This window comes from Hymenobacter qilianensis (assembly GCF_014489555.1).
GTDB lineage: Bacteria > Bacteroidota > Bacteroidia > Cytophagales > Hymenobacteraceae > Hymenobacter > Hymenobacter qilianensis.
On record NZ_CP060784.1, the window covers coordinates 3,036,835 to 3,051,848 of the forward strand.

Genomic DNA, 15,014 nt, shown 5'->3' on the forward strand with positions numbered 1-15,014 from the left:
AGGAGCTTAAAAATTGCGTTTTTATTAATTAATATACTATTAAACGCCTAGGTTTTTTAAAGTGATTTTATTAAATGGGTAAATGAGTTGCCATAACTATTCCAGCCTCCTAAGGCCTTCACCCTTAGTTTGGCAGCCTCCGACATTTCTAGTCTTAACTGATTATCTTCTAGCAATTGCTCAAGTCGTTCCCTAAGCTTTTCTGGCGCGCGAATGGGTACTATATATCCTTCTACTCTATCGCTAAACAGGTCTTCGGCACCAGTATTCGTCGACGCAATAACGGGACACCCGCATGCTAGTGCTTCGCCTTGCACCATGCTCAACCCTTCTTCAATACTAGGAAGGACAAAGACATGGGCCGTGCTGTAAAGCATGGGCAATTCTTGGTTCGACACGGTACCACGGAAGCATACCCCCTCTACCTTTCGCCGCCTTTTTAACAAGCTTTTCATTTCTGGCTCTACTGACCCGACGACGAGCAATTCTTTGTTAGGGGATTTAAGCGATGCAAACGCCTCTAGCAAATCGAGGAACCCTTTCCGTAGGCTAACACTCCCTACCCACAGCACTCGAAATCGATCCTTCGGCGGCTCTCCAACTTGTTTAAAGCGATCTAATCGGGCTCCATAAACCATTTTTACAAGTTTCCCTACCGGTACTCCCATTTCGATAAATGATTTTTTAACGAACTCCGACGGTACCGTTATAAAATCAGCCTGTTGGTATTCCGCTTCCTCTTTGGCTATTATGCGCGGGTCAATGCCCGGAAATGGAACGCCAAAGCGGGCGTACTCCTCCCGTAAGATTCGGTCTTGAAACCGTATATGAGACGAACCACGATCACATATATGATAACCACCTTGTCGCTGGGCCACTGCTCCTGAGTGCAAACCAGATCCTGACAGGGCGATTAATGCGGTTGCCTGCTTCAGATGTGCCGCTACATGGCGGTCCAAGGTATCTTGCGCTAACCATGACCATTCTCTGGTGAGCCATAACCACTTGGCTAATCCAAAGCGCCCCCGCGCCATATAAGGAGTGTGCAACCAAGGAAACGTCCGAATTTTGCCCTTGGGAATTCCTTCCTCATCTCGTAATTTTAGTGAGGGATACCCCGTCCAGATGCAGGTCAACAGGCCGTTTCGTTCCATTTGTCGTGCTAAATGGAAATGATGAAACCGCCCAAGTGAAATCTGAGTAACATGCATACGAGACCAGATTAGTTGCTTGTTTGATCATACCGTTAATGTTGCCCTTCTCCATGGAAGCTTACTTGCTAGTCGCAGAATGTGCTGTACAGCGATTGCAGGCAAGACTCGCCAGTAACGCCAAGTATTTACACTCAAAAGCAGAATGGAAACGGCTACGATTGCCCATTTTGCTAACGGAAATACGATCATGAGAACCATCGCCACGGCCGCGATACAAATGGAAGTAACTGCCACCAGAAAGGAAGAATTAGGCCATTTCATGCCGTGTTGATGCATCCACCGTTGCGCCACCGTCTTGTAGCCTGCCGATGTAATCATTTCAGCCCTAGTAAGGCAATACCAGCACCTACAATACCAATTCGGGGTACGAATAGGTATATCCCCCCTACCACGCTTAGCGCGGCCAAGGTCGAGAGCAGTAATTGGGGTTTAAGTAAATTATTCCCTACAACGATGGTCGTGGCTGGCTGAACTACGGCGAAAACAAGCACACTTAGAGACAGCAGTGCAAACAGCCAAGGGTTAAAGGCAATATGTCCCCTAGTCCATACCAAGTACACCGGTTCAATCACTGCTTGGAGTACTACAACTGCTGGCGCCATTAGGGCCACTACGATAATCCAAACCGCCCCAAAAACTGACTCGCATCGTGCTTGATCACGTTGCTGGAGAAAGCGCATTAAATCCGGAATCAATGGATTTGTGATGGTATTGAGGCCCTGTAAGGCAATGTTAGATCCCGTACGCATGGTAGAAAAAGCAGCTAAGCCACCCACCCCCACGAGCGGTGCCAGTACTATCCTTACCCCTTGCTGACGAATATTCTCAAGGGATATTTTTCCAAAGACAGCAAGGGAAAGTAGGAAATTAGCATAGCCTACTTGCCAAGAGGGATAGCTGAACGGAATATTTTCTTTGCGCATCAAGCGTACCAAATCGCAGTATTTCGGAATACTGAAAATGACGGTGACAACAGCGGTGACAACCCCAGTAGTGAGCAGATCAGCGCCCAGCGACACTGCAACTAGGGGAGTTAGGGCGGATATAATAGCATCAATAAAATTCCACCAAGCCATCCTCGGATAATAGCCGAACGGGGCGAGGACTCTAAATAACAAGCCTGAAATGCTTGTTCCAATAAGCCAGGCAATTCCTTGTGCAATTAAAATAATGCCAACCATCCGTATGATTCCCGGGGCAAGAATACTTGAACTACCAAGTAAATCTGATATAACGCCAGTAATTAAAAAAAAACTGATTAATAGAAGTTGAAACAAATTAATTCCAATACTAAAAACGATACCTGACCAAAGGTAGCGGCTCAACTTTGAGCAGCTGTGTTTTCCAATGCGCATGAACTCATAGCCTAAAAACTCTTGGTGTCCTAGATCAAGGGTAAAGAGTAAGCTAGCTAGGGCGTGGGTAGCCAGCCATATTCCGTAGAGTTCGACGTCCCAGTGCGTAAGATAGAGGGGAACTAATGCAATCTGCGCCACTACTGTAACGCCCACGCGTGCCCAAGAGGCTGCACTTGCCGAAAGAAACCTTTTTACGGTTGACATAAGGGAAGAAAAAACAAGCTATTCTATTTATTATAGCGCACCAAAGGCCAGAGAACCTGTGAACCCTTCAAATAAGCTTTGCAGGTAGCTTCTACGTTTGACACTATATTTATTGGTTTCCCTAACCCATTTAAATACAGCCAATAAACTAGTTGTGCGGGGGAAGTAGATGATAGTTTTTGTAGGGCGGCAAGCAACTCTTTTTTCTCTGTTTCGTCGTAGATGTCCCAAGCCAAACAATTCGCATGTTTGCACGCGAGCTGGGTTTTGCTAGCCAACACGTCTTTTATTTCCCACCCCCGTTGATGGTAAGCTGGCTCCAGGACCTCTTCAAATACCCGTTGAAGACCTGTAATTTCCGTGAGCTTGCGTTTGCGTCTTGCATGTCCAGTCGTTTCCCAGACTCGGTAAAAAGCTAGGGTTTCATCCAGATAAATGTTATCGTAACCAGCGGCACAGATAGCCGATGCTAAACTATAATCTTCTACTTGGGTCGGCCTACCTGATACATAGTTCACGGTAACCAGTGCTTCCCGTTTAAACATGATGATGTTGGCTGCTACTCGGTAGCCTTTCAGCATAGACCGTAAAGCCTCATTACTTGCTTGAGAACCTGACTTCCTAAACAATTTTCTATGTTGTAAAAACGCCCCAGCATGATCAATTTCCTGAACAGCAGCGTGCGCATATCCAGCTTTAGGAAACTTAAGTAATTGCTGCCCTAATTTTTCTATGTAATTAGGTGATAAATAGTCGTCAGAATCAAGCCGAACAATAAAATCCCCTGATGCGTGGCGAAGACAGGCGTCTGTATTCCCCATTATTCCTACATTCTGCCGTTGTCGAATAACCTTTAAATAAGGGATTTCAGCCGCAAGCTTGGCTAAAAGCGCAGATGTATCATCGGTACTACAATCATCTGCAACAATTATCTCCAAGGGAGTATGAGATTGTTTTGCAGCGCTCTGAATGGCTTGCTCTAAATAAGCGCTTTGGTTATAGGTAGGAATACAAACCGAAACTTTCATGATTTATTAGCTTATTTCAGGTAGAAAATAAATATTAACAGATCTTAAAGCGTACTTAAATCACGATAGCAAGGACTTTTTTGCAGATTTACTTTGTTTATAGCCATATCCGTAACCATATTTTGGCAGATGATTATCCGCAGCATCATTCAGTACAAGCATGCAATTAGTTAATCTTTTATTTTCACACATTTTATTCATTAATCTAATCTGAGATTTAAGGGTATAGTTATACCTTGCTATATAGATGGTAGCATCAACATTGTGCGCTAAAGCAAAGGCATCCGCCACCTGGCCTACCGGGGCCGTATCAATAATAATGAAGTCAAAGTTTTCCCTTAATACGCGTAGTAACTGCTCGATTTTAGGGCTCGTCATTAGCTCTGCAGGATTAGAAGGAAGTGGCCCTGAATTAATGATATACAGGTCTGGGATGCTCTCTGAAGGCCTGACAATGTCATCAACAAATACATCGATATGCATTAGATAATCGGTTAGACCACTAACCGACTCGGAATTTAAGGTTTGCTTTCGCAAGTCCATATTTATTATAACTACCTTTTTTCCAATTAACAATAAGCTTGATGCAAAATTAACGCAAAAGAAAGTTTTGCCTTCGCCACTCATACTAGACGTTACTAATAATACACGACTAGACTTATTTACATTAATAGTAAATTGTAAATTCGTTCGAATAAGTCGAAACATTTCTGATAGTGGGCTGCGGCTATCTTTAGCGACCACAATTCCATTGCTAGATTTATTATGCATAAGTTCCCCTAAAATGGGAACAGCGGTAGCTTGTTCAATATCCTTTATTAACTGGATTTTATTATTGAAATGATGTTTTATAAATATAATGGCGAATGGTATGCCTAGCCCAAGGATAAGAGCTATCAAATAGATAGCTGGTTTCTTTGGGCTAACGGGCTTGGTGTACCAAATCGCGGGATCCACAATTTTTGAATTAGAAACAGTTGCCGCTAAAGTCAATCCAGCTTCTTCTCTCTTTTGCAAGAGATATAAGTACAACGAGTTCTTAATTTCCTGTTGCCTGTTTATCCCCATAAGTTCACGTTCAATAGTGGGTACTTTTTGAATTCTAGACGAAAACTGATTGGATTTAGCGGATAAACTCCTGCTTGTAATAATTAAGCTGTTCTTAGTTGATTTTAGATTATTTAGGATGTTATTTCTTAAGTAAGCTAATTGTTCATTCATGTTTTGCACAAATGGATTAGTCGGGGATGCTGTTCGCAATAGCCGTTCACGGTCCAACTGTAGCTCGTTAAACTTAACGATTAACCCCGCAAGCGTTGGGTCTGCGACACTAAGAGCACTAGGAATTAATTGATTTTGGACATTGTTACCCTTTGTTATATAGTTTTCAATGGATTCTAATACCTCGAGTTGAATTCGTGCTTCCGATAGCTCTTTATTATACCCACTGGCATCTTGCAGTGATTGGTGAATTTGTGAACTGACATCGGCTACCTCATTCTTGCGCTTGAATTCCTCAACTCCTTTTTCAACAGTTGATAACTCAATCCGCAAGCCTTTTAGTCGCTCATCAATGAATTTTATAGTATTAGAAGCTATTAAATTCTTGTCTTCGGTAGCCTCTTTGTTATAAACATCCATTAATTTATTTATAATGTCCTGTCCTTTATTGGGGACAGCATCCGTCAAACTTATAGTAACTACTGTTGATAACTTATTCACTGGATTTACCCGAAGCTTATCTACATAATCATAAGCTAATGTAGTAAGGTCATGGAATCTTACGATGATAGGTTTATTATAGGTTAGTGGCAGCCGCGCTGACGACGCAATTACCGTAAAAGTAGCGTACGGTTTTTTTATTAGTTCACCAAACTTATAAACAGATGCTTTTCCGTTATCTTCTAGTAAAAAAGTGTTGTTGTTTTTTGTTGTAATAGTGATAGGCTTTTCATATCCTTCCGGAGCTAAATTTTCTATAATTACTTCGAAAGGCACAGATTTCTTATATATTTCTTGTTCTCTAGCCCACCCCTTTATATAATAACTGGTTGTTAATGATAATTCGGCTAAAACACGCTGGACTAAGCTATGGGATTTTAAAGCTATAATTTCATTATCAATGTTTGTAGTATTGGGCATCATACCTAACTCACTTACAAGTCCGTTTTCTGAATACCGACTTACATTTCTTCCGTCCTTAATTAGCAACGTTCCGTTTACAACGTACTGCGCCGCAGAGCGATTTATATACAGAAATGCTCCCGTCAAACTCAAGGCCAGCCCAAGTAAAAACAAAGGCCAGTATTTCAAGTATTGAGAAAGCAATAGACGATAATTTGCTTCTTCAACCCCATCTAAATTGATTTTATTATCGTACATCTCATTGAATTTCATAATAACAAATTTCTAAATTTAGCAAAAAATCAAAAAGGAGCGCAACCCATACTCTTTTTTTAAGCAAACTTATGTGCAAGTGTGCTTACAAAGTGAGCTAAAATTATTTCCTTCATCCAGGTTAAGTGTTACTTGTCCCGTGAAGGAATGACTGCTGCATTCATTGTAATATTATTGGTGTATGAGTCACCTTTTTTTATCGCACAACTGCCTCATTATCCGGTGAATAAATAATTTATCATTTTCAAAAGTGTAAAGTTCCGTAGAATGGCCTAACCAAAGGCCAAACTGATCCATGGGCTGGAAAGTATAGATCAAACTTAACCCTTGAATAGGATAAGAGCAAATAATAATGCAATTGATTTGTGGTAAATTACAATAATGCAACTGTTATTAAAATAACACAAAATAAGCTTCTTTATTTACTATCGCTCTCGCTTGAATGGCTATCAAGAGTCTTACTACTCACGCAACAAACGCTAGATTAAAATTGTATTTAACAGTAGTATTTTTGTTATTAGATGAAAGGCGTAGCAAACACTCTAGATGATTCGTGGTCTTTACAAGCTAACTAATTTTAAATTAAGTGGTTTTATGGATATAAAGACAGTTAGATAAGGTTTTGTATTTTTTGCTTGTTAAGCCTCTATTGGCCCATCAAGTGAGAACCGACTTAGTACCGATCATTAACAGCTAATCGGGGGTGCTTTATAATTAAAAATACACTTAGATCCATGATTGAATAAGATTATACTTTCCGATATATGATTATAAATTTTGCTATATAGTTGCACTATTAGAATCTTTATCGATCTTTTCTACTAAAGACTCCGATAAAGTTTACTTAACAGAGGTAGCTGAAAGTCATAACCTACTGCAGGAAAGGTCAAGCAAACAAAACGGGTAGGGCGACCTGCTGTTTTGCTTTTAAGGCTTCTTGTGATTGTATTCTAACACTTAGAGCCTGAGTCGAACCGCTACATTGTGGGCTTCTCAACCCCACACTTTTTCCATCTACACCTTCTTCTGTGCGTCAGCGACTTTGGCGTAGCGCATTAGCGTTTTGAGGTCTTTGTGAGTAGTAAATTTCTGAAGTACTTCTATGGGCATCCCGCGTTCCAGGCTCTGAGTCACAAAGGTGCGCCGGCCTGTACAAAGGATAAGAGGTTATACTTTGGTACGCGCTCCATAATTCGTTTAGTGCCTTGATAATGCACCACAAGTGTTGATTTATCGAGACCACAGCGCTGTCCCAGTTCTTTCACATATTCATTGAACTTCTGCTAGGAGAGCTTGGGTAGCCCATTAGAATAGGGCTGTAGAATCGTTCGCGAGTATTGGTTAAGATCTAATCTAAGCCAGTCCCCCATTTTTATGGTGCGCAGCACTAACTGATCACTCTCAATATTCTCTGGGCGAATGGTGCTGAAGTCCGAATGCCTTAGCCCAGTGATACAACCTAAGGCAAATAGAAATAGGTCACGTACCTTGGCCAGGCGCGACTCCGCTGACAAGTCTGCTTCGAAGAGAATTTGCAGCTCGCTTTGGGTTAAGTAGATAACATCGGTCTCCGTATGCTTCAGGAGCTTGAATTTGCGGAAAGCAAGATTATCAGTCAATCCTTTTTTCCAGTGCATAACTCATCACTACTTTAACCCGCTTAAGATGGTTATTGACTGTGCCATTCGTCATCTCTAACTCTTTGGTCAGGAACTGAACAAAGTCATGGTAAAAGTTGGTGTCTAAATAAGATAGAGTCAGTTTGATGCCTCGTTTCGTCACATAGGCTTTAACGAAAGTTGAGGCTTTTTCAATGCCTCCGTATTCTAGTTTACTGCAGGCTTGTTGCCTTAGGCCCCACGATCTACAGAGCCCACAGCTCATCCCAGTTAGTAGTATAAGCCCCACTTTTAAAGTCAGCATTGCCAAGCCAGGGCACTGGCTGCTTGCCTTTGGGAATTACGGCCGTCGCAAACTGTACGGTGCCCGCCCCGAAGCGCTGATTGAGCTGGTCGAGGTCTTGCAGAAGCTTGGCGCGCGCTTCCCCTTTATTGGAGGTCGAGAACAAATTAAGCTGTTGCTGACCTGCCGTTTCCAGTCCGGCGAGCACCACCCCGGCCTTCGTGTAAGCCGAGCCGGGCTGCCAGATGCGCTTCAGGGCAATACGGGCGTGCCGTAGCAAATCGCTGGTATCATCAGTGGCTACGGGCAGGGATATAACAGTGGAAAAGGTGTAGGGTGGAGGCTCGATTCCGTACTTGTTTTTACTGATAAATACCGTCATCGTGTTGACGGCCGAGCCTTGCCGCCGCAGCTTCTCGGCAGCCCGTGAGGTGAAGGCCCCAACCGCTCCTAGCAAATCGGGGAAAGTGGAGAGGGGCTTACCAAACGAGCGGGTACAGGCAATGCTTTGACGGGTGGTTGTACCTTCATCGCAAGGTTGGAAGGCGTGGCAAGGAATACCTTGTAATTCACGCACCAAGCGGGCACCAACTACGCCGCCTACGTGCTTACGCACCCACGACTCGGAGCACCGGGCCAGCGCGGCCGCGGTCTGGATGCCGGCCTCGTGCATTTTAATAGCATACTGCTGCCCAATGCCCCACACATCTTCCACGGCAACCTGCTCCAGGGCCCACTGGCGTTTTTCTGTGGTATCGAGGCAAAAAATGCCCCCAGCTCTGGATTTTTCTTCGTTATGCGGTTCGCGAGCTTCGCCAGCGTTTTGGTGGGACCGATGCCAATGCAGGTGGGAATATGCGTGCGCCGGTAAACCTCTTGTTTGATGTTGGCAGCGTAATCAACTAGGTTGCCGCAGTAGCGCTCCATGCCGCGCAGATCCAGAAAGGCCTCATCGATGGAGTAAAGCTCGATATCCGGCACCACCGAGCTCAGGTAGTACATCACCCGGCGCGACATGTCGCCGTAGAGGGCGTAGTTGCTGGAAAATACCCGCACGCCGTGTTGTTCGAGTAGCGGCTTTACCTTAAAATACGGTTCGCCCATTCTGATTCCGAGGGCTTTGGCTTCCTGGGAGCGCGAAATGATGCAGCCGTCGTTGTTGCTGAGTACTACCACGGGTACACTTCTCAGCTTTCCTTGAAAAGCCCGCTCACAACTCACATAGAAGTTGTTGCAGTCAACGAGCGCGAACATACTGGCCGAGTTTGCCGGGACGGGTTTCGTTCACGATGTGCGTGACGACGCCCCAGACGGTGAACACGTCGGGGGTATCAATCGGGATGGCCGGGTAGGTTGGGTTATCCGGCACTAGCCACCACGACTGATCGGGGCGCTGAATGAGGCGTTTGAGCGTGTAGTCCATGCCATCCAGCGAGGCAATAACGACGTCATTGGAACGGGGCTCGAGCGTGCAGTCCACGGCCAGCAGGGAGCCGCTGCGGATGCCGTCCTCGCCGCCCATCATGCTGTCGCCATAGGCCCGAATCAGATAAGTAGCATCGGGATGAGGCAGCAATAAGGCATTCAAATCTAGGGCAGCAGATTCGTGATCCTGAGCGGGCGAGGGAAAGCCAGCCGGTACCAGACTTTGAATGAAGGGTAGCCACACGGGCTGGCGCAAAACAGAGACAACAACAAATTCACGCATAGCAACGCAGCAGTAGGTTCGCTGCAAGTATACGATGTGCTAATTAAATTAGTATAAGTATTGACAATATTTTTAGTAAAACAACTGCAACGTGTGGCAGCTAATGGCCTATAAGCCGCTTTCGCCCCGGCCCGCAGCTAGCCAACAGGCTTCACTACTGGTCTGCTTGAAGGCTGTATTCACTAAAAGAAAGATGTTACCTTAGGCGCATTATCCACTCCATTGCAACACACCAATGATGTTCAAACCCTTACAAAATGGCGCAGATTTGCCCATTACCATAAACTTGGATCAGGTCGTTGCGTTTCGCCAGACGGAGGCTGTTCCAGGCCTGATCGACGTAGCCATCATCATGACGCGCCCCGAAGCCGACATTACCATGAAAGGCATTCCGCAGGAAAAAGTGGAGAATCTGATCCGGGATATTCTGGACCGGGATGGGGAAATCAAGCCTAAACCCAAGCACATAAACTCCACCTTTTACAAAGCCGATGAGCGGTGGGAGCCGGGCGAACAGTATAATTAGCCGCCTGCCTGAGCATCTTGCCGAAATTCATCAAAAAAGCCCCCAGCGAATACCTGGGGGGCTTTTTTACGAAGTGTTTTACCACTGTGCACTTAGCCGGAAACCAATGGCAGAAGCCAGTCGAGGAGGAGTACGCCCAACAAGCCCACCACCGAAACGATGGTTTCCATGGCCGACCAGGAGCGCAGCGTATCGCGCACCGACAGGTTAAAATATTCCTTGAACAGCCAGAAGCCGCTGTCGTTGACGTGCGAAAACAGGAGGCTGCCCGCTCCGATGGCCAGCACCATCAGGTTCGGATTTACGGCTACCTGCGTCATGGTGGGCAGCATTACGCCGGCCGCCGTCAAGCCTGCTACCGTGGCCGAGCCCAGGCACACCCGAATGAGGCCCGCAATCAGCCAGCCCAGCAGCAGGGGCGGCAGGCCAGTACCTTGCAGGCCAGCCGCAATGACGGTGCCGGCGCCGCTGGCCATCAGCACTTCCTTCAGGGCGCCGGCGCCGCCGATGATGAGCAGGAGCAGGGCTACGTCGCGGATAGCGGCGCCGTAGGTTTCCATTATCTCAGGCATGCTTTTGCCCTGGCCACGGCCCAGGCTAAACGTAGCCACCAGCACCGACAGCAGCATTACGACGCCCGGATCGGCGACAAACGCCAGCACCGGGGCCAGCGGCCCGCTGGGGGGCAAAATTGCCTGCAAACTGAATACCAGCGAGAGCACCAGCACGGGCAGCAGCGAAGACAGAAAGCTGTTTAGCCGGCCAGGCAAAAGGCTGGTGGGGCGTGGCTCGCTCACAAACCCTGTCAGAGGCTGCGATACAATGCCGCGTAGCGTGCGACTATAAAAGATGCCGGCCAGGAGCACGGCCGGCACCGCCACCAGCAGCCCATAGACGAACGTGAGGCCTACGTCGGCCTTAAATAGCACAACCAGCGCGGTGGGGGCGGGGTGAGGAGGCAAAAAGCCGTGCAGGACAGACAGCGCGGCCAGCAGCGGCAGGCCCACGAACAGGGTTGGGAGGCGGTATTGGTAGGCTACGGAGAAAATAAGCGGGATGACCAGCAGAAAGCCCACGTTGTAAAACAGCGGAATACCGATGATAAAGCCCGTGGCCATCATAGTCCACTGAATATTTTTGGCCCCCAGCCGACCAACCAGCACGGCGGCAATTTGCTGGGCCGCGCCACTTTCGGCCACCAGTTTGCCCAGCATGGCGCCTAATACCACCACCAATACTACCGAGCCCAGGGTGTCGCCCAGACCTTTTTGCACGGCCGCCAACACCTGCCCCGGCCCGAGCCCCAGGGCCAGCCCCGCGGGAATGGTAACCAGCAAAAAGGCCAGAAAGGCATTCACCTTACCCCAGTTGATGAGGGCGATAAGCGCCAGCACCGCCAGCAGAATGATAAGTAGGGTCATGGGGGCAAAATAAAATGAGCGGACAGAGGAAAACTACTGCTGTCCGCTGGCTTTCGAACCTTTGACAATGAGTAAAAGCCCCACAAGAGGAGATTTTGCTGTTTTACTTACATTCCTACAGCTTATGTGAGGCTCGCCAGCAGAGCGGGAAATATCCGCCCACTTTAGCTCACTTCGCCGCGCAGCACTTCCAGCGGTGGGCGCGTCAGCACGTCGCGGCTATTGAGCAAACCGATAAGCGCGGTGAGCGCCGTGGTAAGCAAGGCCAGCAGGAGCAGCGGACCGATCTGGGGGGCAAAAGGCACCTCAAAAACGAACGCACCCAAGGCCCAGGCCGCCATTACCGCCAGCCCTAGTCCGGCCACCGCCGAGAGCAGACCCAGCAGCGCATATTCGACCAGCGTAATGCGCAGAATCTGGGCCCGGCTGGCGCCGAGCGTGCGCAGCAGCACGCTTTCCCGCACCCGCTGGTAGCGGCTCACCACCACTGAGCTCACCAGCACCAGCAAGCCCGTGGCCATGCTGAACAAGGCCATAAAGCGGATTACAAAGGAGATTTTGGTGAGAATCTCGTCCAGGGTTTGCAGAATCAAGCCCAGATCAATGGCCGATACATTGGGATAATCAGCGACCAGCTCGCGCTGCACCAAGGCCAGCGTGGCGTTGTCGGGCACGCGGGTGAGCAGCACGTGAAACTGCGGGGCCGGCTCTAGCACGCCCTTCGGAAAGACCACCAGAAAATTGGTTTGGACCCGGCTCCAGTCGACGGTGCGGGTGCCGCCCACGATGGTGACCAGCGGCGCGCCCTGCACGTTGAAGGTCAGCGTATCGCCGATTTTAATCTTGAGACGCTCCGTAAAGCCGTCATCGAAGGAAACGCGCGGAATACCATCCGGGCCAACAAACGGAGCCTTGCCAGCCGCCAGCGTTTCGGAGCTAATGAGAGAATCGCGGTACGTAACGCGGTACTCCCGCCCCAGCGCGCCCTTAGAGACACCGCTGGCCGTATCCTTTTTCAGCTCCGCCGCCGAGCGCCCGTTGATGGCCGATAAGCGCATCGTCACAACCGGAACTTGCTGCAATACGGGTAGTTTATTGCGCTTTACGAGCTGAGTGACGCCTTCGCGCTGGGCCGACTGGATATCAAACAACACCAGATTCGGCTGCCCATTGGTAGACGATATTTCCACCTGACTCAGCAGCAATCCTTGCAATAAATACAGCGTTGCGAGCAGAAATACGCCCAGCCCAATAGAAACAGTGAGCAGTAGCGTCTGATTATTAGGCCGGTACAAGTTGGCCAAGCCCTGCCGCCACACGTAGCTCCAGGAGCTGGGGAAGTAGCGCCGAACCGCCCGCCGCAACCCTTCGCCCAGCCCGGCCAGCACCGCAAACGTGAGCAATAAGCCCCCGCGAAGCCCAAAGCCAGCTTCCAGTCGCGGGTTTGCAGGTAAGCGAAGCCGGTGATAAACAGGATAATGAGCCCGTACACCAAGCCCCGCAGCGGATCAGAGCCGGCAGTGTCTTCTTCCAGCGAGGCCCGCAGCGTACGCAGCGGCGACACCCGCCGAATGCTCAGCAAGGGGAGCAAGGCAAATAATACGGCCACAAATACGCCCGTCAGAATCCCTTCCGCCACCGCCGACCACGAAATGCCCACGCTCACCGTGACGGGCAGAAAACCTTCCACCACCTTCGGGAGCAACAACTGCACGCCGGTACCCAGAGCAGCGCCCAAAATGGCCCCAGCAACCCCATTAGCGCCGTTTGAAGCAAATAAATCAGGACGGCCTGCCAGCCGCTGGCACCCAGGCAGCGCAGCACAGCCACGGCGGCCACCTTCTCGCGCACATACAAACTCACGGCACTGGCCACGCCCACGCAGCCCAACAACAGCGCCACGAAAGCCACCAGATTCAGAAAGCGGGTGACGTTGGTAAAGGAACGACCGGTCTGCCGCTTGCGCTCGGCCACCGTGTCGCTGTCGATGTTGGCTTGGTCGAGGCGGGCCTCCAGGGGCTTAATAGTTTGGTCGACGTTAGTGCCGGGCGCAAACTGATAATATGTACGATACTGCACGCGACTGCCGCGCTGCAACAGGCCGGTTTGCTCCACCAGTTCGCGGGGAATAAAAACCGTGGGCGCCACGGAGGCGCTAAAGCCAGATTGGCCCGGCGTCTTGCGCACCCGCCCCGCAATGCGGAAAGTCAGCTCACCTACTTTTATAGAATCGCCGGGGCGGGCGGCAAACTGAGCCAGCAGCGCATCATCGACCAGTGCCACGCGTTGGCTATTGGCACCTGCTTCCCGAAACGCGGCTACGGCAGTGGTCGGCTCCGTAAGCCATTCGCCGTAGTACGGAAAGCCCCCGTAAGGGCCCGCACCTGCGCCAGCCGCACGCCCTGACCTTTGGGAAACTGCACCAGCGAAGCAAATGCTACTTCGTCGCTGCGGCGCTGGCCGAGTTGACGCAAAGTGGTTTGGAGCGTAGAGTCGAAGGGCTGGTTGGCGGAGAGGACCAAATCGGCCCCCACCAGCTCGCGCGCCTGCTCGTCGATGCTGCGGGCCAGGTTGTCGCCGAAGCCGTTGATGCCCACCAGCGCCGCAATCCCCAGCACAATGGCCGAGGTAAATAGCAGCAACCGGGAACGACTGCGGCGGCTGTCGCGCCACGCCATGCGCCAAAGCCAGGGAAGATTAGACATGAGATAAAAGGGAAATTAGTGTTTGCAATAAGATAGGCGTTCCTATACTAGAACGTCATGCAGAGCGCAGCGAAGCATCTCGCTCGCGGTCGTTGCCACACATCAGGCGGTCATGCTGAGCGAAGTCGAAGCATCTCTCCTGCTTCGTTGAGCACCGATTGGAATTAGTCACAGTAGAGATGCTTCGACTCCGCTCAGCATGACGTTCTTCTTGGTTGAGTTTAGTAACCTCTCGTCAGCACGCGAGATGCTTCGCTGCGCTCTGCATGACCGCCTTTATAAAATGGCCTTTGTGTGCTCCCTATATTTCCACCCGTGCACCTACCTGATTAACCGTATCTGACACGACAGTGCCGCCTTTGATGCGGACGATGCGCTGGGTGCGGGCGGCTAGCTCCAGGTCGTGGGTGACGAGCACGAGTGTGGTGCCGGCTTCGCGGTTTAGCTCAAATAGCAGCTCTACTACCGTGGCGCTGGTGTCGGCGTCGAGGTTGCCGGTGGGCTCGTCGGCGAAGAGGATTTTGGGCCGATTAGCAAAGGCACGCGCCAAA

12 protein-coding genes and 1 pseudogene are annotated in these 15,014 nt (G+C 49.4%); 1 reads left to right on the plus strand and 12 read right to left on the minus strand.

Translation table 11 applies throughout. The features are described 5' to 3' along the window. Nucleotides 1-56: 56 nt before the first annotated feature. From H9L05_RS14010 to H9L05_RS14045, 9 genes are all read right to left on the minus strand, one after another. Nucleotides 57-1,211, minus strand: a complete 1,155-nt coding sequence (locus H9L05_RS14010; RefSeq protein ID WP_187731490.1) for a glycosyltransferase family 4 protein — start codon at nucleotides 1,209-1,211, stop codon at nucleotides 57-59. Nucleotides 1,212-1,528: 317 nt separating this feature from the next. After that, complete coding sequence (locus tag H9L05_RS14015; protein WP_187731491.1) at nucleotides 1,529-2,776, minus strand: lipopolysaccharide biosynthesis protein; 1,248 nt, start codon at nucleotides 2,774-2,776, stop codon at nucleotides 1,529-1,531. A gap of 23 nt (nucleotides 2,777-2,799) precedes the next feature. Next, nucleotides 2,800-3,804: a glycosyltransferase family 2 protein gene (locus H9L05_RS14020; protein ID WP_187731492.1), complete on the minus strand. Its 1,005-nt coding sequence runs from the start codon at nucleotides 3,802-3,804 to the stop codon at nucleotides 2,800-2,802. Between the two features lie 60 nt (nucleotides 3,805-3,864). Further along, entirely contained in the window at nucleotides 3,865-6,201 is a 2,337-nt protein-coding gene (locus H9L05_RS14025) for a GumC family protein (protein WP_187731493.1), read from the minus strand. Nucleotides 6,202-7,215: 1,014 nt separating this feature from the next. Further along, complete coding sequence (locus H9L05_RS26915) at nucleotides 7,216-7,335, minus strand: hypothetical protein (protein WP_223284436.1); 120 nt, start codon at nucleotides 7,333-7,335, stop codon at nucleotides 7,216-7,218. A gap of 477 nt (nucleotides 7,336-7,812) precedes the next feature. Further along, nucleotides 7,813-8,124: a phage integrase SAM-like domain-containing protein gene (locus H9L05_RS26920; protein ID WP_394368434.1), complete on the minus strand. Its 312-nt coding sequence runs from the start codon at nucleotides 8,122-8,124 to the stop codon at nucleotides 7,813-7,815. Further along, on the minus strand, nucleotides 8,066-8,818 hold the full coding sequence (locus tag H9L05_RS23775; RefSeq protein WP_223284438.1) for a DinB/UmuC family translesion DNA polymerase: 753 nt from the start codon (nucleotides 8,816-8,818) through the stop codon (nucleotides 8,066-8,068). The genes H9L05_RS26920 and H9L05_RS23775 overlap by 59 nt, the downstream gene beginning before the upstream one ends. Beyond that, entirely contained in the window at nucleotides 8,704-9,357 is a 654-nt protein-coding gene (locus tag H9L05_RS23780; RefSeq protein ID WP_223284439.1) for a Y-family DNA polymerase, read from the minus strand. Before H9L05_RS23780 ends, H9L05_RS23775 begins: the two co-directional genes overlap by 115 nt. Next, nucleotides 9,341-9,811: a LexA family protein gene (locus H9L05_RS14045; protein WP_187731496.1), complete on the minus strand. Its 471-nt coding sequence runs from the start codon at nucleotides 9,809-9,811 to the stop codon at nucleotides 9,341-9,343. Before H9L05_RS14045 ends, H9L05_RS23780 begins: the two co-directional genes overlap by 17 nt. Nucleotides 9,812-10,079: 268 nt before the next feature. Here H9L05_RS14045 and H9L05_RS14050 point away from each other — a divergent pair, with 268 nt between their 5' ends. Continuing rightward, the gene (locus tag H9L05_RS14050) at nucleotides 10,080-10,337 is read left to right on the plus strand and encodes a hypothetical protein (RefSeq protein WP_187731497.1); all 258 of its coding nucleotides are present in this window, start codon (nucleotides 10,080-10,082) and stop codon (nucleotides 10,335-10,337) included. A 92-nt stretch (nucleotides 10,338-10,429) separates the two neighbouring features. Here the strand turns inward: H9L05_RS14050 and H9L05_RS14055 are convergent, their stop codons facing one another. From H9L05_RS14055 to H9L05_RS26925, 3 genes and pseudogenes are all read right to left on the minus strand, one after another. Then, complete coding sequence (locus H9L05_RS14055) at nucleotides 10,430-11,758, minus strand: gluconate:H+ symporter (RefSeq protein ID WP_187731498.1); 1,329 nt, start codon at nucleotides 11,756-11,758, stop codon at nucleotides 10,430-10,432. A gap of 164 nt (nucleotides 11,759-11,922) precedes the next feature. After that, nucleotides 11,923-14,436 (minus strand): annotated as a pseudogene (locus H9L05_RS14060) (ABC transporter permease). Between the two features lie 328 nt (nucleotides 14,437-14,764). Then, the gene (locus tag H9L05_RS26925; RefSeq protein ID WP_394368505.1) at nucleotides 14,765-15,013 is read right to left on the minus strand and encodes a hypothetical protein; all 249 of its coding nucleotides are present in this window, start codon (nucleotides 15,011-15,013) and stop codon (nucleotides 14,765-14,767) included. Between the last annotated feature and the right edge of the window lies 1 nt (nucleotide 15,014).

What these genes read in the sequence shown, in the direction of transcription:
- H9L05_RS14010 (WP_187731490.1), bottom strand. Translation starts at nt 1,211, where the DNA reads ATGCATGTTACTCAGATTTCACTTGGGCGGTTTCATCATTTCCATTTA.
- H9L05_RS14015 (WP_187731491.1), bottom strand. Translation starts at nt 2,776, where the DNA reads ATGTCAACCGTAAAAAGGTTTCTTTCGGCAAGTGCAGCCTCTTGGGCA.
- H9L05_RS14020 (WP_187731492.1), bottom strand. Translation starts at nt 3,804, where the DNA reads ATGAAAGTTTCGGTTTGTATTCCTACCTATAACCAAAGCGCTTATTTA.
- H9L05_RS14025 (WP_187731493.1), bottom strand. Translation starts at nt 6,201, where the DNA reads ATGAAATTCAATGAGATGTACGATAATAAAATCAATTTAGATGGGGTT.
- H9L05_RS26920 (WP_394368434.1), bottom strand. Translation starts at nt 8,124, where the DNA reads ATGCTGACTTTAAAAGTGGGGCTTATACTACTAACTGGGATGAGCTGT.
- H9L05_RS23780 (WP_223284439.1), bottom strand. Translation starts at nt 9,357, where the DNA reads ATGTTCGCGCTCGTTGACTGCAACAACTTCTATGTGAGTTGTGAGCGG.
- H9L05_RS14045 (WP_187731496.1), bottom strand. Translation starts at nt 9,811, where the DNA reads ATGCGTGAATTTGTTGTTGTCTCTGTTTTGCGCCAGCCCGTGTGGCTA.
- H9L05_RS14055 (WP_187731498.1), bottom strand. Translation starts at nt 11,758, where the DNA reads ATGACCCTACTTATCATTCTGCTGGCGGTGCTGGCGCTTATCGCCCTC.